Genomic DNA, 17,199 nt, shown 5'->3' with positions numbered 1-17,199 from the left:
AGTAATGTTATCATTTCGGCATGATCTGAGGAGGTAACCGTGAAGTTTCAACTCAAAAAAGTAATCCCGACATATCTCGCTGTGATCGCCTTGAGCGTCATGGCTGGCGTCTTTGCTGGCATGGTTATCTCCGGTGAAACAGAGGCGCTGATGAAGTTCGGCATCCTCATCTTCATCGGTTTGATCGGTTTTGCCTTTGCCAATGTCATTGGGCGTGTTACCCGGGCCTATGAAGATGAAAAGACCGCTATTCGGGCCATCACCCCCTTGTTAAGCCTGATGTTGATTCTGCCAGTCGTGACAATGGCATTCCTGTATGGACTGATCTGATGATTGAGCTGGTCTTCTTTTGCTCCGCGATTGTCGCCATCTTATTTAACCTGGTCATTCTCGCGGGCGTCCTTCGAGTTCCCCTGACACGGGTCGCCCTATCAACGGCTTTTTTTGTCATCGTATTCTTCTTCCTGCCACCGCACTGGTTTTCGGGTCTGATTGTGACGGTTGGCGCCGTGGCGTCCATTTTGTCGAACTGGTACGTCGCCACCCGGAACCAATCTCTGAATTTCCGGGAAAAGTTGTCAGTGAAAAGGTCAGGGAAAGATCAGGATCAGGCAGAAGAGGGTGAAGGGCCGATTACGCCGTTCCCTGCGATCAACCAGGGCCCCGGATCTGCTGCCCCGTATTCCGAGCTGGAGGAAGACGACAAGGAACGAACTGGTTATGCTCGGGCGGGACACCCCACCAAGAGAGCCGGGTCCAAACGAGCGAAGAAAAAGGGTCGCAAAAAAGTGGGTAAGGGCGATGCCAACGGCGATAAGTTGGTCTCAACGTCAGATCTGCCTACGGCCGAAAAGCCCACGATTGAGGAATACCTGAGGCCAAAATCGAAGTTTTTCGATGAATGATGCAGTGGAACCTAATAGAAGGCCCCTGCGCAATCCTTTCACTGCAGCAACAAAACAAACCACCAGACTTGAGGCATTCCAATAATGAGCCTGAGCCGTATTTTTCTATCTCTTTTCGCAGCATTCGCAATCGTCTTACCTCTTCCGGTTACAGCGTCCAGTCCCTATGGTGAATGGTATTCACCGGCATCTCATATCGCCAAGTTTAAACGCAAAAGCGGTGAGGAGCTGGTGATCACAGTGCAGTGCAATAGTTCCAACAAAGCATTGTGGATGGTCACTCATTATCTACCAAAAGGTGAAAACGAAGGCACCGACAAATTTCTAAATACACCGGGCCTGGTCGACCTTTACAAAGAAGGAATGATCGTGCGTAAACATTCCTTCGATGGTGGCCGGAAGTTTTATGATTCGGAATATATGGATGCTTCCTGGTCTGATTGGCCAATTGATCGACTGGTGACAAAAATGTGGTTTCAGCGCAAACCCACTTCCCGAACTGCGCCGGCGCTCAATGTCTTCCTGACTGAGCTAATGGACAGCAAACAGTTAACCCTTAGCTTTAATCGCTTTCTAAAAGACGAAATTCTGTATGAGAGCTCGTTTCCTCTTCAGAATCTCGATGACATCGTATTTGATAAAATGTACGACCATGCAACTGCTTGTGAGTACAAGGGGTGAATATTTTGGCCGGGATATCTGCTAAACAACGCGAAGTGATGAAGTGGCTAGCCAACAAGTGGAGCGCCCAGCCCAGTCATGGTGAGGTTTTCACTATGGGGCAGACACAGAATTAGGAAATTATCGTACGCTAGGCCAATGTCATCTGATGTGACAGTCTATTCAGTGCCCAAAGCGGGCATTAACGATTCTGTAAGGCGACAAAAATTTGACCTGTGACGAGCATCAGGAAATTTGTCGTGGCGAAATACGCTCCTACCGAACCTGCGATAAGAAGTACGAAGATGTAGGCATTTTTTGAGAGCTTACGAACTCCTATGCTTCTTTCTCGAAAGGAGCTTTCTGACAAGGGTGATAGCCATTCACGGAATATGGCGAGGTGCAGCACTCGAAGACCTAAAGCAAGGAAACTTACCACGAGAAACAGCACCACAGGCCAAAAAATATATCGCTCCAGATACTCAATCCCTTTTAGAGGCTGATAAGTAGCTATTGAGTGCATCGTGAGAACCAGTCCAGCAACACACCCGATAAGCAGCCCGGCTTCACCGAGTCGCTGGGCATCCGTTTTTCCCAATTTTGTTTTATCGAATGAGGTGGCTGGCTTCGTAGAGTTGTATAAGGCCAAAATTGATAACCTTGATGTGTAGTAACAAGGAAATCATATCGCATATCTACTGACCGCTCCTGGCCGATTGTGTGAGCTGGCACCCACTCCGATCGTTCCGGATTGCAAGGGTCAAGGCAGCTTCAGAGCGGGCCGGTCTACGATCCTTTGGGAGCGGCTAGCTAATCGTGGAACCTGATTCGCCGGCTGAATCTTTAATAGAGCTTGTTTACCTATCATGCAGTCAAGGCACCGACTTGATCTGGAACCGGCGCCTATACGCCCCAGGGCTCATGCCAATGCGTTGCCGAAAGAGCCGAGAAAGCGAACTGGTGTCGTTGTAGCCAACTTCGCCGCTTATGACTTCCACACTCAGGTCACCCGTTTCAAGTAGCGCTCGGGCAGCCTCGAGCCGAAGATCCTGCAGATATGCCAGCGGTGTCTGGTCCAGTGCCGCCTTGAACCGACGGATAAGTGTGCGATCACTGATTGCTAATGCTTCCGCAAGCTCGGAGATCCGCAGTTCCTCGGTCATGTTGCTCTGGAGCCAATGCTGCGCACGCTCCACCAAAGAATCCGAGTGCGCTCTCTCTGCCAGCAATGGCAGGTAGGGAACCTGGCTGGTCTGGCTCACGTCAATTAGCGAGCTCTTGGCGGTCTGCGAAGCGATGGCCGGCCCCGAAAAGCGCTCGATGATACGGATGGCCTGTAGCAGGTATGACGCCGAAGCCCCCGCGCAGACTAGCCGATCCGATTCGGTGATCACGGAGCGGATTTGCAGATCCACCTTCGGGTACCTGGCGCGGAACTGGCGTTCCAGCCACCAGGTCGTCGTCACCGTTCTGCCGTCGAGCAGCCCGGTCTGCGCCAGGATGAACGTACCGGTGCAGTTCGCGGCGATCCACGCCCCGGCGCACCACTGGGCAACCAGCCAGTCGGAGGTATCGGCTAACCGGTCGAGGATCTGATCGAACTGGCGCTGGCCCCCGTAGTGCAGGCTGGGGATGAAGACGAGATCGTAGCGCTCGCGCGGCTCCAGTTTTTGCGTCTGCAATTGCAGACCATTGCTTGCCACGATGGGATTCCCCGATGAGGAAACGAAGTGCCATTCGAACTGTGCAGCGGCCGCGCCTTGCTGACGCCGCAGGTGCGAGTTTGCGATCTGCAGGATATCGGCAAAGCCGCCGGCGCTGGAGACATAGCACCCATCGAATGTAAGGATTGCAGCGCGAGGCATGGTGTGGCGGAAATCGCATAGAAATAGTCAGTTTCGCCACTCTACACCATCAAGTGGCGTCATTAAACTGCCCTTCGTCGTATTCGTTTCGCTTTTGGGTAGAGCGATGCACTTGCCATCAGAAGTTCATCACCCGCGCTGTCTTCGGCGAGGGCGTGATTGATCAAACAAAGGAATCAAATCTTGCGAGTCTTCATTGTCCACGCGCATCCCGAGCCGAAGTCGTTCTGTACGGCGATGAAGTCGGCTGCGGTCGAGGAGTTCGAACGGCAGGGCCACGAGGTCCAGGTGTCGGATCTGTATGCCATGGGCTTTCAGCCAGTGGCCTCGGTGGCCGACTTTGGCGATCGCGCCGATGCCGATTACTGCACATACGCACTTGAGCAGCGGCACGGGCTCAACACCGGCACGCTCAGTGCCGACATCCGCGCCGAGCTCGACAAACTCCTTTGGTGCGACCTGCTCGTGCTGGTCTTTCCGGTCTTCTGGTACTCGACGCCGGCCATCCTCAAGGGCTGGATTGACCGTGTGTTCGTATCGGGCCAGGTCTACGGAGGCAAGCGCTTCTATGACCGTGGCGGACTGGTGGGGCGCCGCGCTCTGGTCGGCCTCACGCTGGGCGGCCAGGAGCACATGTTCGGTACGCAGGGAATCCACGGTCCAATCGACGACATGCTGAAACATCTCTTGCAGGGCACGCTGGCCTATGCGGGACTACAGGTGCTACCTCCATTCACTGGCTGGCACGTCCCCTACATCTCCGACGAGGCGCGTCACCAGGTTCTGGATGTATGGAGAAGTCGTATTCGGTCGGTCGACGAGGCTATCCCCCTCCCGTTTCCAAGTCTTGCGAACTACGACGACGGGCTTCGTCTGATCACTGCGGATTCAAATGTTGTTTGATCGAACAAGGAGAAAAAGATGATTAAGATTTCACATGAGCGTGGTGTTCAGATTATTGAGCTGAGCCGACCGGATAAGAAAAATGCCTTTACCGGGGCGATGTATCACCAATTGCGCGAGGCATTGGTCGCGGCCGATGCGGATCAGTCGGTCAGTGTGATCCTGCTCACGGGGGCAGGAAACGCCTTTTCGGCAGGGAACGACCTTGAGGACTTCCTGAACTTCCCCCCGGAGAATGCGGATGCACCGCCATTTCGCTTCCTGAATGCACTCGTCCAGGTGAAAAAGCCGGTGGTCGCGGCTGTCAATGGACTTGCGGTCGGGATTGGTGCCACGATGTTGTTTCACTGCGACCTGGTTTTTGCGCAAGACAGCGCACGGTTTTCATTTCCATTCGTTGCCCTGGGACTGGTCCCCGAAGGGGCATCCACGCTGCTCTTGGCGCGGCTCGTCGGTCACCAACGGGCATCCGAGATCCTACTTTTGGGCGACTCGCTGTCCGCCCATGAGGCGCAGGCGACAGGTCTCGTCAATCGCGTAATTTCAGATCAGCCCGTGCTGGATTTCGCGTTGGCGCAGGCGATCCGTCTGACACAACTGCCACAAGGTGCCATCCTGCGGACCAAAGCCTTGCTCAAGAATCCCGATGAGGTGCTAGAGCGCATCAAACTGGAAGCTGAAGCTTTTGTGATGCGGACAAAGAGTTCTGCCGCCCGGGAGGCTTTCGCGGCATTCCTGGAAAAGCGGAAGCCAAATTTCGCTGGTCTGGACTGACAGCGCAAAAGTTCGCTAATGATCGTTCTCCTCATTGATGACGGGCAGCAAACTGCTTTGAAGGGCGATGAGGAGAACAACGGATTCAAATCCTTTGCCGTAGGTAGTAACTAACATGAACACAATTCACTATCTTGATGACCTTAAGGCAGGGCAACGTTTTGGCTCAGGCCGTTTTTTGATGGATGCAACCGCTATCAAGCGCTTCGCTGCCGAATTTGATCCACAGCCTTTTCACTTGGATGAAGAAGCTGCGAAGGCGACTCTATTTCAAGGTCTGGCAGCCAGCGGTTGGCATACCGCCGCCGCAACCATGCGACTGTTTTTCGAAAGTGAATTCAAGCCCGCAGGCGGAATCATCGGTGCTGGCTTGGATGAACTGAAGTGGTACCAACCGGTTCGAGCCGATGATGAGCTCTATCTGGAAATCGAGATTCTTGAGGTGCGCCCGTCTAAATCCAGGCCGGAACAAGGCATGGTCAAGGCTCGTATAAGCACCTTCAAAAACCTCAGCGAGGTCGTTCAGATTTTTGTGGCCAATCTCGTTGTTAAAAGGAACATTGCGCAATGAAGATTCGCTAAACACCCGCCCGTGCCAATTGCTTCGGCACGGGCAGTGCAATGCGCCACGGATCAACGCCCCCAGAACGCGTCTTCTTGAGCTTGGTCACTGGAGAATAGGCGAACCTCAACGATTTTGCCCCCTTCGATGCGGATCAGGTCCACACCGGGTTGCTTGAGCTTGATGCCATTTGCCTCGCCACCGAACTCCAGGGTGATAGCCACCCAGTCACCATTGGCCATGTAGTGGTCGGCACGAGTGATCGCGAACGTTCCATTCGACGTTTCCATCATCTTGCCCAGCATCGGCCCGACCACAGCCATGCCACGGTGCACACCGGAAAACTGGTTGTTGCCCGGCTGGTGCCAAATTACATCGGGCGAAATGATGCTCCCCAGTGTGGCTTGGTCGCCGGTCTGTACGGCCTTGATGTAGGTTTTTGCGATGTCAATATTGCTCACGGTGCACTCCTTGGTTAAAGCATTGGGTGAAGACAATTGCGCCAGTGCGCTGTTCAGAATCGATAGCTCTGCCCATCGTTGGGTACCAAGACTCGCCGCTTATCCAGTTTCTGCGCGTCGATAAAGGTGCGCAATTCCTGGCGCGTGAGCATGGCGTGATTAACTGATTCCATGTGAATGCCGACGATACTGGCCTTGGGCGAGAACCGGTAGGCGCGCGCCACATCGTCCTTGCCCATGATGATGGATCCATCGAAACCATTGACCTGGGCGTATCCGGTGTTGAGGAACACAACATCGGGTTGATAGCGGGCGAGAGCATCTTCGACGTTCTTGTTCCATATGGTGTCGCCAGCCACATAGGCGGTGGGATGGTTCGGGCGCAGGAACACGATGCCCATCACGTCGCCGAGAAGCTCGGCCAACTGAGGTACGGCAAAGAAGTGGTTGCTGCCGTGTTTGCCGAGAGTTTTGATCAGGCGGGTACCCTTGAAATCCAGACCCTCTTCGGTAAGTACGCGTACATCGGTGAAACCGTCCTCGCGCACCTTGGCTGCATCCTTTTCATCCTGGGTGAAAATGGTCATCGTACGCGGCACCAGATAGCGCGCGGCCGGGTCCCAGTGGTCTTCGTGAATATGACTCAGGATGATCGCGTCGGCTTTGAGTACGTCGGTAATCGGCACCGGTAGATCAACCAGCGGATTGCGCAATTCGCTTCGCGGCGTGCCATCAAAGCCTTTGTAGGCACCTTTGACAGCCAGCATGGGGTCGATCAGGAAGGTGGTGCCTGCATAGGTGAGTTTCATCGTGGCATTGCGGATCAATTGAAAATCCACCTTGTGGGAAGCAGCTTTCGCTTTGACAGGGTGGGTGTGACCGGCTTCATGCGCTTGAACCGTACCGGCAATGCCGACGCCGAGCAGCAGTGCACACATCAGGCTGCATGTGGTGCTTAAAGATAGGGGTGATTTCATTTTTGTGCTCCGGAGAAAATTGCTTGGTTTAACGGTTCGCACTCAGATCTGCGCCAGGTACTCGGCTGTGCTGGTGATCGTGCCGTACGCGAATGCCAGCGCCGCCATCGCGGTGGCATGCACCTGGGCTGCAGGCACTACCGTTGCGCCAAATTGGAGATCCATCGTTGCGCAGGCATCGTGCACCACCGTAACGGGGTAGCCGAAGTCGGCGGCGGCGCGGGTGGTGGCTTCCACGCACATGTGGCTCATCGCACCAATCACTACCAGTTCTGTGACGCCCTGTTCGTCCAACATCTGCTTCAGACCCGTGTTGCGGAACGAGTTGGGGTAGTTCTTGAGGACGACCGGTTCACCGGCGATCGGGGCGACGGCGGGGATGATCTGCACGCCATCGCTTCCCGGCACGAAAACAGGCGCATCGGGTGTTGCGAACTCATGCCGGACATGGATGAGCAATTCGCTCTTGGCTCGCGCCGAGGAAATGATGCGGGCAGCGTTTGACAGGGCAGGTTCGATCCCGACCAGTGGCAGCTTGCCAGTGGGAAGGTACTCGTTTTGAAGGTCTACGACGACGATTGCACGTTTGTTCATGGATTGCCTCTTTATTTCAGTTGATGATTTTTGTGGGGGTGAAGGTGAGCCGAGATGGTTTCGGTGATGCGCTGGTTGAATTTTCGCGAAAGGAGGAATAACGCACCATTGGCCCGAATAACTATTTTCGATACAATCGGGCCAAAATGCTTTTTCTGTATTTGGAGGTTTCATGCAGCCCATCCGTGTCGCTGTCCTCGCCTTCGAAGGCGTCAGCCTGTTCCATCTCTCGGTGCCCGGTATGGTGTTCGGCATCAAACCTGCGCCCAGCGGCCTGCCGCCTTACGAAGTGCGGTACTGCGCACCCACGCCTGGCCGCATACGCAGCGATCAGGGTATAGAGATCGAGGTGCCCGATGGCCTGGGGGTAATGGCCAAGGCCGATATCGTCATCGTCCCCGCCTGGAATCACCCGGAACACGTCGCCCCCATTGCGTTGACGGATGCATTGCAACAAGCCAATGCCAGCGGTGCTCAGGTTGTTGGCCTCTGTCTGGGCGCTTTCGTGTTGGGGGATGCGGGCCTGCTCGATGGACGGCGTGCGACCACCCATTGGGCTTGCCGGGAGCTTTTCGCCCAGCGCTTTCCCAAGGCCGACTTCCATCCCGACGTGCTTTATATCGATGACGGCGATGTCATCACCTCTGCCGGGACGGTGGCCGCGATTGACTGCTGTCTAAACCTCGTGCGCCAGCGCCACGGGGCCGATGTTGCAAATCGTGTGGCGCGGCTGCTGGTGACGCCGCCGCATCGCCAAGGTGGACAGGTGCAGTACATCGAACAGCCGGTGCCGATTCTGCCCAGCGAGAGCCGCCTGCCGGGTGTGCTTCAGTGGGCGCGAGAGCATCTTTCAGAGCCACTGTCTTTGGATGTGCTGGCCGATATAGCGCGGATGAGTCGGCGAACCTTTACCCGGCGATTTCGTGAGGCCACTGGCACGACCGTGGTCAAGTGGCTGGCTTTCGAGCGTATCGCGAGAGCGCAGCAGTTATTGGAGACAACGGATATGCCGATTGAGCGGGTTGCGGCAGAAGTAGGCTTTGGCACAGCGCTATCGCTACGCCAATATTTTTCGAACCAGGTGCACACGTCGCCATCTTCGTACAGGCGAGCCTTCCGCGACGGTCGGCAGGGAGTTGGTGAATCTGAGCAATCTGCTTGATCTGCGTGCCAGGGTTGCTGGTGAAATCTTCGAAATGAAGCCGGCACCAAGGTATCGCGCAGCTCAACGGGCAGCGCCTGAGACTGGCGATCAGCTCCAGCTCCGGGTAGCTGACACCCGGCAACCATTGCAGCAGCGTTGCTTAACTGGGTCGATGCAATCAGCCGAAGTGACTCTTCTGCGTGGTCGTGAAACCAGATGCCCTGATCCGGCATCAAGGCTGCAAGCGCAACTCGCTCCTTGGTGGAGTCCTCCTTCAGGACAAAACTAGCTCGGCTGGCCGCCCGCCTGATCGACGAAAAGCGCCCGCAAGCCATTTTCAGTGACCGCTGCAAACATTGGGCACTGAGTGCTCATTCGCAGCTGCCGTTCGCCGAGTTTTGGTACTGACCGTGAGGTATCCGGCGCATTGCTGACTGCCACGAACATACTACTGAACAGCGGCAATGCCGATTAGTTTGCATTGGCCTTCCGGCAGATTCAGAAGCGCAGCGGTCGTCCAAATGGCGGCTATGTGGAGAGATAGAAGGTCGGCAACTGGCCGAGAGTTCGCATTCGCTGGATAGGGAAGCAGCCATTCAGAACCGACGTCAGCTGCCAGCGAGTAGTTTCGTTACTTTCGACCACGAAAACATCCTGGGTCAGATAGCAGAACCTGTCAGAAGTAATGGCACCTCAATTCAAATTGCCCTGATTTTCGCTGCCATTTAGCCGCTGCGCCGCTAAAATCTCCGGTAGTTTCACCTCGATCCAGTCTGCCAATGCCGCCACCTTCAGACCGATCTCCCCGCCCAGAGCTGTCAGCCGGTATTCAACATGGGGAGGTACCACCGGATAGGAAATGCGCTCGACGAAGCCGTCGCCTTCCAGCAGTTGCAGGGTCTGGGCCAGCATTTTTTCGCTGATCCCGTTCACCTTGCGCCGCAGGTCGCTGAAGCGCTGGGTTCCGCCGAGCAGGGCAACGAGCAACAGCACGCCCCAGCGGCTGGCGACGTGTTTCAAGACCTCGCGTGACGGACATTTTTCCGAAAACAGTTCGCCGTGCCTCATGCGGTCGGAGAGTGTAGGTGTGGGGGTTTCATCGGAGTTATGCATTTTGTACTTACCTTTAAGTGCGTACTTACTAAACGTTAGTGTTGCTGCTATTCTGCAGCTTCCCCTCAACGAAATAAAGGAAATTCAATCATGATCGTCGTTACTGGAACATCTGGCCAACTCGGTCGACTGGTTGTCGAAGCCCTGCTGAAAAAATTGCCGGCCGGTGAAATCGTTGCTGCCGTGCGGAATCCCGAGAAAGTCACCGATCTGGCCGCACGTGGCGTCCAGGTCCGTCAGGCCGATTACGATCAGCCGGCCAGTCTGATTGCGGCCTTCAAAGGAGCTGACAAGCTGCTGCTGATTTCGGCCAGCGAGGTTGGCCGCCGCGTGCCGCAACATCGTGCCGTGATCGATGCGGCCAAGGCGGCCGGGGTCGGTCTGCTGGCCTACACCAGCCTCCTGCATGCCGACACTTCGCCCTTGCCGCTGGCGGCCGAGCATAAAGAAACGGAAAGCCTGATCCGCGCTTCAGGTCTGCCAGCGGTCATTCTGCGCAACGGCTGGTATACCGAGAACTACACGGCCGGGATTCCCACCGCGCTGCAATACGGTGTGGTGCTCGGTAGCGCCAAGCAGGGGAGGATTGCTTCGGCGGCACGGGCCGATTTCGCCGAAGCGGCCGCCACCGTGCTGACGCAGGAAAACCAGGCTGGGCGTATTTACGAACTGGCCGGTGACGAGTCTTACACGCTGGACGAACTGGCTGCCGAAATAGCTGGCCAATCTGGAAAAATCGTCGCTTATCAGGATTTGCCGGAAAGCGAATTCAAGACCGCCTTGCTCGGTGCCGGCCTGCCGGATTTCCTGGCGACGCTACTGGCCGAATCTGACGTCGGTGCATCAAAGGGGGGGTTGTTCGACGACAGTCGGCAATTAAGCGCCTTGATCGACCGTCCCACCACTTCGCTGGCCGAGCTGGTCAGGCTGGCCTTGGGCTGATTGATAAATGGCGGGTTGCGATACATAGCAGCCCGCCAAATTCGGCCACCCGAACGACTGGAATGACCGACGTCCTGAAGTAAGTATCTGGCCGATTTCGGAGCGGAGCCGCCGCTCGAATGTCCGTTGTTGAGAGAAGCTGGCCGGCCGGTTGTGGCCGATTTCTGCCTGATAGATGTGCATTTATGTACGGAAACGATCGGTTTAGTACCCATCTCACAGAGGGGGTCCGTAAATTAGTCATTGATTGTTTCGGACATGATCTACAATAAGTACTTCCATTCCGTACACATTGGTGGCTACCGAATATGTCTCGCACATTCATCTATGCTCGAGTCAGTACGAGTGAGCAACATGCCGACAACCAGATTCATGAAATTGAAGCGGCCGGCTTCTCGGTCAACGAGCGGCGTATCGTCACCGAAAGTATTAGCGGAAGCGTAGCTGCCAGCGAGCGGCCACAGTTCTCCCGTTTGATTGATCGATTGGAGCCTGACGATGTACTCATCGTGACAAAACTCGATAGGCTGGGTCGTAACGCCATGGATGTGCGCTCAACGGTCGAGCGGCTCGCTGTTGATGGTGTCCGCGTTCATTGCTTGGCGCTCGGCGGTGTTGATCTGACGAGCCCTGCCGGAAAAATGACAATGGGCGTATTAACTGCGGTGGCGGAATTCGAACGAGATTTGTTGATTGAGCGAACGCATGCCGGAATGGCTCGTGCACGCGCCGAAGGCAAAGTAATGGGCCGCCCGCCGGCATTGACCAAGGAGCGGCAAGCCGAAGTCATGCAACGCCTTGCGATGGGTGTATCGGTTGCACAATTGGCTCGCGACTATGGCACAACCCGCCAGTCCATTATGCGTATCCGGGAAAAGCTGGGAGGTGGTGGCCGTGCAGACGATTCCTGACATTCGAAACACTAACCTGCTGAAGTCGAAAGCGATTCAGACGCACATCTTTGGCATCAGCCGGGAGACCTTGTATCAATACCTGAGAACGGACGACTGACCATGCCGCGTCGCTCAATACTTTCCGCGACTGAACGGACGGGCTTGTTGGCTCTACCTGAAAGCCAAGATGACTTGATCCGCTACTACACTTTTAACGAAACCGATGTGGCGCTGATTCGGCAACGCCGGGGCGATGCGAACCGGCTCGGTTTTGCGGTGCAGCTCTGCCTATTGCGTTATCCAGGATATGCGCTGGCCAGCGACTTGGTGGTAGCGGAACCTGTCATCCAATGGGTTGCCCGCCAAGTTCGAGTTGAGACCAGCGCGTGGGCTAAATACGGCGAGCGCGATGAAACACGGCGCGAACATCTCCAGGAGCTGCGCGCCTATCTCGGGGTATCACCGTTTGGCCTGTCTGACTTCCGCTTTCTGGTACGTGGTCTAACCGATCTGGCCATGCAGACCGACAAGGGCTTGGTGCTCGCCGCTCAAGCGCTGGAAACACTACGGCAGCGGCAAATCATTCTGCCGGCACTGACCGTTGTCGAGCGGGCCAGCGCAGAAGCCGTGACGCGTGCCAACCGGCGCATCTATCGGACATTAACCGAACCGCTGACGGCACGGCATCGGCGCCGGCTCGACGATCTGCTGAAGATAAAACCGGAGAGCAATATCACCAAGTTGGTTTGGCTACGCCAATCCCCTGTCAAGCCGAACTCCCGACACATGCTGGAGCACATTGAACGTCTGAAGGCATTCCAGGAACTGTCTCTGCCAGAGGGTATCGGCCGCCACATCCACCAGAATCGCCTTCTGAAAATGGCACGGGAAGGCGGGCAGATGACGCCGCAAGACCTTGCCAAGTTCGAGAGTGAGCGGCGTTATGCCACCCTGGTCGCACTGGCCTTGGAGGGCACAGCCACGGTGACGGATGAGGTGGTCGATCTACATGACAGGATTCTGGTCAAGCTCTTCAGTACCGCCAAGAACAAACATCAACAGCAGTTCCAAAAACAGGGCAAGGCGATCAACGACAAGGTACGGCTGTACTCCAAGATCGGCCATGCCTTGCTGGAGGCCAAACAGTCCGGCACCGATCCGTACGCTGCCATCGAGACGATCATCCCTTGGAATGATTTCACGCAAAGCATTACCGATGCCGATCAGCTTGCCCAAGCCGAGTCGTTCGATCACCTGCACCTGGTCAGTGAACAATTCAATACGCTGCGCCGCTACACGCCGGAATTCCTGGATGTGCTCAAGCTGCGCGCAGCACCAGCGGCGCGGGCCGTGCTGGACGCCATTGAAGTGGTGCGCGGCATGAATTCCGACAGCGCACGAAAGGTGCCGGCGGACGCGCCGACTGCCTTCATCAAACCTCGCTGGAAATCACTGGTCTTCACCGATGGTGAAATCGACCGTCGTTTTTATGAAATCTGCGCCCTATCGGAACTGAAGAACTCGCTTCGCTCTGGAGATATATGGGTGCAAGGCTCCCGCCAGTTCCGCGACTTTGACGAATACCTGCTGCCAGTCGAGAAGTTCGTCACACTCAAGCAAGCGAAAACGTTGCCGATTGCAGTGAACCCGGACTGCGACCAATACCTGCATGAGCGCTTGCACCTGCTGGAAGAACAACTGGCTACGGTCAATCGTTTGGCGCTGGCCAACGAACTGCCGGACGCCATCATCACCGACTCCGGCCTGAAGATCACGCCGCTTGATGCCGTTGTTCCCGAAGCGGCGCAAACGCTGATCGACCAGACCGGCATGCACTTGCCGCGCATCAAGATCACCGAGTTGCTGATGGACGTAGACGACTGGACAGGCTTTACCCGCCATTTCGTTCATCTGAAGGATGGAAAACCGGTCAAGGATCGGACGCTATTGCTATCGGCCATCCTGGCTGATGCCATCAACTTGGGGCTGACTAAAATGGCCGAGTCCTGCCCCGGTGCAACTTACGCCAAGCTGGCCTGGCTGCAAGCCTGGCACGTCCGTGACGAAACCTACTCAGCCGGGCTGGCCGATCTGGTGAATACCCAGTTCCGCCACACTTTTGCCGCGAACTGGGGCGATGGCACCACGTCATCCTCGGATGGACAGCGCTTCCGGGCGGGCGGTAAAGGCGAGAGCACCGGCCACGTCAATCCGAAGTACGGCCACGAGCCGGGTAGACTGTTCTACACCCATATTTCGGACCAGTACGCACCGTTCAGCACCAAGGTGGTCAACGTTGGTGTCCGTGATTCCACCTACGTGCTCGATGGCCTGCTGTACCACGAATCTGACTTGCGGATCGAGGAGCACTACACCGACACGGCCGGCTTCACCGATCACGTGTTCGCCTTGATGCACCTGCTGGGGTTCCGTTTTGCGCCGCGCATTCGCGACCTGAAAGACACCAAGCTGTATGTGCCAAAGAACGAACAGGACTACCCAGCACTGAACACGATGATCGGCGGCACGCTGAATATCAAGCATGTTCGCGCCCATTGGGATGAGATTTTACGGCTGGCGGCGTCAATCAAGCAGGGCACGGTGACCGCCTCATTGATGCTGCGAAAACTTGGCAGCTACCCGCGCCAGAATGGCTTGGCGGTTGCGCTGCGCGAACTGGGGCGGATCGAGCGCACGCTGTTTATCCTGGACTGGCTGCAAAATGTCGAGTTGCGCCGCCGTGTCCATGCCGGGTTGAACAAGGGCGAAGCGCGGAACGCGCTGGCCAGGGCCGTGTTCTTCAACCGCTTGGGCGAAATTCGCGACCGCAGTTTTGAACAGCAGCGCTATCGCGCCAGCGGACTCAATCTGGTGACAGCCGCTATCGTTTTATGGAACACCGTCTATCTCGACCGTGCAACGCAGGCGCTGCGCGAGACCGGCAAACCAATCAATGACGGACTGCTGCAATATCTGTCGCCATTGGGCTGGGAGCACATCAATCTGACTGGTGATTACGTCTGGCGGCAAAACCGGAAGGTTGAGGACGGCCAGTTTCGGCCGCTACGCAGCAGCGGAAAACCTTAGCGTACGATTTTTTCCGAATTCTGCGGCGACCCCACTATTAACGGTGGTGCGCATCGTCAGGGGGTGACCTGTAATCTCAGGACGCTCAAGGCCCTGGAGAAGAAAGGTTTTACGTGTGTTGACGGTACCGGTTCCTGGGTATCAACAGAACTGGGGAGGCAGTTGTTCCGCGAGCAGCCCATTTGAGCCCGGTGTTTCGGCTGCCCACAACCATCCAATGTCAGCAATTATAAAGATTGACCGCATCCTCTTCCGAAAGATCGCTAGCTATCGTCACAAGGTTTAACAGCTTTTCAGCTCTGTTCCCATCTATTCCGACGCACCGTATCAGTATGTGATGTTCAGTCACGAATCTCTCAGGTGAATCATTTTTAAAGCGCTTCAGAATGCGCTCACATCTCGCTTGCTGAAGTGAGGGCTCACCGTTGAGTGTGATATGTAGATTCACTTTCGCCAATAGAGGCTCCGATTAATCATTCAGTGTCCGAGTGTCATTTCGCCTTAGAAATTTTGCTCAACCCATTCTTTACCTTCCGCTGAACCGAATCGGCCCTTACAGAAAAACCACGCGCAACTAGTGGCAATGATTAGAAACAGAGAGCCGATCACTTCACCAGATTCGCCAGGAAGTGCTGCCAAAGTGAACAGCCCTAGAAGGGTCGCGATAATGCTCATAACACCGGCTCTTTGGTACCGGTTTAGTTTCTGAAGCACTTCAATCTCCTTGCAAAACAATAGCCGAACGTTAGTGAAGCATGGATTCTTTCGAGTCATTCTGCTCAATTTGAATGGTGACCGGGGTTCCTCGCTGTACTAAGGAGTTGAGCTGTAATGCCGCAGCTTTAGAGCCGTTCCCAGAGTTGACGGTTTTCCGAAGCTGGGCAATTTTCAGAGCAAGCCCGGGCTCAAACAGGCCTGAATGTGTTTCCGGGCCACCAATGAACTGATCCTCAGTCGCTCTACGTGCAGCCAGAGTGCAGATAGAAGGCGGGTTGCCCGGCATATCCACATTGGACTTCTCATAAAAACGAAGCTCGTCGTTTTCGATGGTGCACAAGCCCTCGAAAACGGTTTCGGCCATATCCCCATCTCCTGAAGTCATCCGCATATCCGCGGGGAATTGAGAACCACCAGCACCCGGATACAAATAAAGTCGCATCGCTACCGGGGTTCCGGACATGTCGACCGAGAATAAGCCGGTGAACCAGGCTTGCTCAGGGCTGTTGGTGGGTAAGTTCGCTGAACTGGTCATATTTACCTCTCGGGTACGGCTTAACGCCGGCAATTTCGGATTCTGGGGCCAAGCATTTGTTTGGCTCCATTGTGATTTTTCGAGGCGGCCTGACACAGGAATCGCATGGATGCCTGAGGGTTCTGGTCCGCCAGCATGCGCCCCAGCTTGAACGAGGCGTTCGTGTACCCACCCCGGGCGGCCATCTGATAAAACCGAAGGGCGCCATTGATATCACGACTACCGCCGACGCCCGATTCAAGCATTGCGGCGTAATCGTGCTGGGCAATCGTCAGTCCGGTCTCAGCTGCTTTCCTGTTCCACTCACGGGCTTCGTTGAAATTGATCGGGATTCCTTCGCCTCGGTAGTGCATGCTGGCGAGATTATGCATGGCAGCCGCCTGGCCTTGCTCAGCTGCTTTGAGGTACATGTCGTAAGCTTTGGATGCGTCTTTGCTGACACCAAGGCCCCGAATATACATGACCCCCATCAAGAGCTGCGCGTCAGCATTGCCGTTATCAGCCAACGGCCGGGCCAAGGTAAGGGCCTGGCTATAGTTGCCGGATTTCAAAGCATTCGCCGCTGATTGAATATCCTCGTTGGCGAGTGATTGCTGGGTCCCTGCGAAAAGAACCGCAAGCGCGGCCACCATTGCTCTCAGAGTCATGACTGAATGCCTCGTCGCGTTGGTGGTTGGCCGCCTTTATTTGGCATGCACATCATAACCGTCGCATTGAACTTGCGAACCATCTTGTTGAAGTTCGGGTCTCGCTGCATCGCCTCGAGGGCATCCGGGTCAATCTTGCCTTTTCCGGGGCGCTGCTTGGGTGCCGCATCCGGATTCTGGATCTTGATAGGCGGCAGCCTGGAGAATGCCGGGTTTTCCGTCAAACCGCTGTCCAGACGGGATGTGGACGTCACAAGATTCACATCAAACAGGAACCGGCACGGATCTGTATTGATGATCTGACTGCCCTGGCGCCGGCGCCGAGCCGATGACAGGTGCAAGTAGTCCTTGGCCCGGGTCATGGCGACAAACAGGATTCGGCGCTCCTCGTTAAGGTCTTCCTCACGATCCACGTTGCCC

Annotated in this window: 20 protein-coding genes; 10 read left to right on the top strand and 10 right to left on the bottom strand. The window is 55.7% G+C overall.

All coding sequences use genetic code 11. The features are described from left to right. Positions 1–39 precede the first annotated feature (39 nt). The 3 genes from AC5JQH_RS21520 to AC5JQH_RS21510 all read left to right on the top strand — a co-directional run bounded on the left by AC5JQH_RS21520 (position 40) and on the right by AC5JQH_RS21510 (position 1,586). Positions 40–330, top strand: a complete 291-nt coding sequence (locus tag AC5JQH_RS21520; protein WP_482902028.1) for a hypothetical protein — start codon at positions 40–42, stop codon at positions 328–330. After that, complete coding sequence (locus tag AC5JQH_RS21515) at positions 330–905, top strand: hypothetical protein (RefSeq protein WP_482902027.1); 576 nt, start codon at positions 330–332, stop codon at positions 903–905. The genes AC5JQH_RS21520 and AC5JQH_RS21515 overlap by 1 nt, the downstream gene beginning before the upstream one ends. An 84-nt stretch (positions 906–989) precedes the next feature. Further along, positions 990–1,586 (top strand): hypothetical protein, encoded by a 597-nt coding sequence (locus AC5JQH_RS21510; protein WP_493805998.1) that lies wholly within the window; start codon positions 990–992, stop codon positions 1,584–1,586. A 181-nt stretch (positions 1,587–1,767) separates the two neighbouring features. On the opposite strand, the gene AC5JQH_RS21505 is transcribed toward AC5JQH_RS21510, so the two are convergent. Both AC5JQH_RS21505 and AC5JQH_RS21500 read right to left on the bottom strand, forming a co-directional pair. After that, a complete protein-coding gene (locus AC5JQH_RS21505; protein ID WP_484020930.1) occupies positions 1,768–2,214 on the bottom strand; it encodes a hypothetical protein in 447 nt (148 codons plus the stop codon). Between the two features lie 223 nt (positions 2,215–2,437). Next, positions 2,438–3,430 (bottom strand): GlxA family transcriptional regulator, encoded by a 993-nt coding sequence (locus tag AC5JQH_RS21500; protein WP_484020932.1) that lies wholly within the window; start codon positions 3,428–3,430, stop codon positions 2,438–2,440. 183 nt (positions 3,431–3,613) lie between these two features. Here AC5JQH_RS21500 and AC5JQH_RS21495 point away from each other — a divergent pair, with 183 nt between their 5' ends. The 3 genes from AC5JQH_RS21495 (at position 3,614) to AC5JQH_RS21485 (ending at position 5,678) form a co-directional block, all read left to right on the top strand. Then, positions 3,614–4,333, top strand: coding sequence for an NAD(P)H-dependent oxidoreductase (locus tag AC5JQH_RS21495; RefSeq protein WP_493805997.1), 720 nt, complete (start codon positions 3,614–3,616; stop codon positions 4,331–4,333). 18 nt (positions 4,334–4,351) lie between these two features. Beyond that, the gene (locus tag AC5JQH_RS21490) at positions 4,352–5,107 is read left to right on the top strand and encodes an enoyl-CoA hydratase (protein WP_484020936.1); all 756 of its coding nucleotides are present in this window, start codon (positions 4,352–4,354) and stop codon (positions 5,105–5,107) included. Positions 5,108–5,222: 115 nt separating this feature from the next. Next, a complete protein-coding gene (locus tag AC5JQH_RS21485; protein WP_484020937.1) occupies positions 5,223–5,678 on the top strand; it encodes a MaoC family dehydratase in 456 nt (151 codons plus the stop codon). Between the two features lie 62 nt (positions 5,679–5,740). Here the strand turns inward: AC5JQH_RS21485 and AC5JQH_RS21480 are convergent, their stop codons facing one another. Genes AC5JQH_RS21480 through AC5JQH_RS21470 form a run of 3 tightly spaced genes read right to left on the bottom strand, consistent with a single transcriptional unit; the run spans position 5,741 to position 7,701 of the window. Then, positions 5,741–6,130, bottom strand: coding sequence for a nuclear transport factor 2 family protein (locus AC5JQH_RS21480; RefSeq protein WP_484020939.1), 390 nt, complete (start codon positions 6,128–6,130; stop codon positions 5,741–5,743). A 53-nt stretch (positions 6,131–6,183) separates the two neighbouring features. Beyond that, entirely contained in the window at positions 6,184–7,107 is a 924-nt protein-coding gene (locus tag AC5JQH_RS21475; RefSeq protein ID WP_484020941.1) for an MBL fold metallo-hydrolase, read from the bottom strand. 42 nt (positions 7,108–7,149) lie between these two features. Then, entirely contained in the window at positions 7,150–7,701 is a 552-nt protein-coding gene (locus AC5JQH_RS21470) for a cysteine hydrolase family protein (RefSeq protein ID WP_484020943.1), read from the bottom strand. Between the two features lie 172 nt (positions 7,702–7,873). Here AC5JQH_RS21470 and AC5JQH_RS21465 point away from each other — a divergent pair, with 172 nt between their 5' ends. Continuing rightward, positions 7,874–8,863, top strand: a complete 990-nt coding sequence (locus tag AC5JQH_RS21465; RefSeq protein WP_484020944.1) for a GlxA family transcriptional regulator — start codon at positions 7,874–7,876, stop codon at positions 8,861–8,863. A gap of 675 nt (positions 8,864–9,538) precedes the next feature. Here the strand turns inward: AC5JQH_RS21465 and AC5JQH_RS21460 are convergent. Beyond that, positions 9,539–9,958 (bottom strand): winged helix-turn-helix transcriptional regulator, encoded by a 420-nt coding sequence (locus AC5JQH_RS21460; protein WP_484020948.1) that lies wholly within the window; start codon positions 9,956–9,958, stop codon positions 9,539–9,541. Between the two features lie 90 nt (positions 9,959–10,048). Here AC5JQH_RS21460 and AC5JQH_RS21455 point away from each other — a divergent pair, with 90 nt between their 5' ends. From AC5JQH_RS21455 to AC5JQH_RS21445, 3 genes are all read left to right on the top strand, one after another. Next, entirely contained in the window at positions 10,049–10,900 is an 852-nt protein-coding gene (locus tag AC5JQH_RS21455; RefSeq protein WP_484020950.1) for an SDR family oxidoreductase, read from the top strand. A gap of 308 nt (positions 10,901–11,208) precedes the next feature. After that, positions 11,209–11,811, top strand: coding sequence for a recombinase family protein (locus tag AC5JQH_RS21450; protein ID WP_484020952.1), 603 nt, complete (start codon positions 11,209–11,211; stop codon positions 11,809–11,811). Positions 11,812–11,913: 102 nt separating this feature from the next. Further along, positions 11,914–14,880, top strand: coding sequence for a Tn3 family transposase (locus AC5JQH_RS21445; RefSeq protein ID WP_484020953.1), 2,967 nt, complete (start codon positions 11,914–11,916; stop codon positions 14,878–14,880). A gap of 501 nt (positions 14,881–15,381) precedes the next feature. On the opposite strand, the gene AC5JQH_RS21440 is transcribed toward AC5JQH_RS21445, so the two are convergent. The 4 genes from AC5JQH_RS21440 to AC5JQH_RS21425 form a co-directional block, all read right to left on the bottom strand. Continuing rightward, entirely contained in the window at positions 15,382–15,555 is a 174-nt protein-coding gene (locus tag AC5JQH_RS21440) for a hypothetical protein (RefSeq protein ID WP_482902024.1), read from the bottom strand. Between the two features lie 70 nt (positions 15,556–15,625). Continuing rightward, the gene (locus AC5JQH_RS21435; protein WP_493805996.1) at positions 15,626–16,132 is read right to left on the bottom strand and encodes a hypothetical protein; all 507 of its coding nucleotides are present in this window, start codon (positions 16,130–16,132) and stop codon (positions 15,626–15,628) included. Positions 16,133–16,152: 20 nt separating this feature from the next. Continuing rightward, entirely contained in the window at positions 16,153–16,779 is a 627-nt protein-coding gene (locus AC5JQH_RS21430) for a tetratricopeptide repeat protein (RefSeq protein ID WP_136630742.1), read from the bottom strand. Further along, a partial coding sequence (locus AC5JQH_RS21425; RefSeq protein WP_493805995.1) for a 3'-5' exonuclease occupies positions 16,776–17,199 on the bottom strand: 424 nt, incomplete at its 5' end. The genes AC5JQH_RS21425 and AC5JQH_RS21430, both read right to left, overlap by 4 nt.

The sequence above is a fragment of the Marinobacter sp. H13 genome (genome assembly GCF_059072335.1).
This window is presented reverse-complemented; position numbering and strand designations above follow the sequence as displayed.

What these genes read in the sequence shown, in the direction of transcription:
- AC5JQH_RS21460 (WP_484020948.1), bottom strand. Translation starts at nt 9,958, where the DNA reads ATGCATAACTCCGATGAAACCCCCACACCTACACTCTCCGACCGCATG.
- AC5JQH_RS21510 (WP_493805998.1), top strand. Translation starts at nt 990, where the DNA reads ATGAGCCTGAGCCGTATTTTTCTATCTCTTTTCGCAGCATTCGCAATC.
- AC5JQH_RS21490 (WP_484020936.1), top strand. Translation starts at nt 4,352, where the DNA reads ATGATTAAGATTTCACATGAGCGTGGTGTTCAGATTATTGAGCTGAGC.
- AC5JQH_RS21500 (WP_484020932.1), bottom strand. Translation starts at nt 3,430, where the DNA reads ATGCCTCGCGCTGCAATCCTTACATTCGATGGGTGCTATGTCTCCAGC.
- AC5JQH_RS21445 (WP_484020953.1), top strand. Translation starts at nt 11,914, where the DNA reads ATGCCGCGTCGCTCAATACTTTCCGCGACTGAACGGACGGGCTTGTTG.
- AC5JQH_RS21440 (WP_482902024.1), bottom strand. Translation starts at nt 15,555, where the DNA reads ATGAGCATTATCGCGACCCTTCTAGGGCTGTTCACTTTGGCAGCACTT.
- AC5JQH_RS21485 (WP_484020937.1), top strand. Translation starts at nt 5,223, where the DNA reads ATGAACACAATTCACTATCTTGATGACCTTAAGGCAGGGCAACGTTTT.
- AC5JQH_RS21450 (WP_484020952.1), top strand. Translation starts at nt 11,209, where the DNA reads ATGTCTCGCACATTCATCTATGCTCGAGTCAGTACGAGTGAGCAACAT.
- AC5JQH_RS21475 (WP_484020941.1), bottom strand. Translation starts at nt 7,107, where the DNA reads ATGAAATCACCCCTATCTTTAAGCACCACATGCAGCCTGATGTGTGCA.
- AC5JQH_RS21430 (WP_136630742.1), bottom strand. Translation starts at nt 16,779, where the DNA reads ATGACTCTGAGAGCAATGGTGGCCGCGCTTGCGGTTCTTTTCGCAGGG.
- AC5JQH_RS21515 (WP_482902027.1), top strand. Translation starts at nt 330, where the DNA reads ATGATTGAGCTGGTCTTCTTTTGCTCCGCGATTGTCGCCATCTTATTT.
- AC5JQH_RS21455 (WP_484020950.1), top strand. Translation starts at nt 10,049, where the DNA reads ATGATCGTCGTTACTGGAACATCTGGCCAACTCGGTCGACTGGTTGTC.
- AC5JQH_RS21435 (WP_493805996.1), bottom strand. Translation starts at nt 16,132, where the DNA reads ATGACCAGTTCAGCGAACTTACCCACCAACAGCCCTGAGCAAGCCTGG.
- AC5JQH_RS21470 (WP_484020943.1), bottom strand. Translation starts at nt 7,701, where the DNA reads ATGAACAAACGTGCAATCGTCGTCGTAGACCTTCAAAACGAGTACCTT.
- AC5JQH_RS21465 (WP_484020944.1), top strand. Translation starts at nt 7,874, where the DNA reads ATGCAGCCCATCCGTGTCGCTGTCCTCGCCTTCGAAGGCGTCAGCCTG.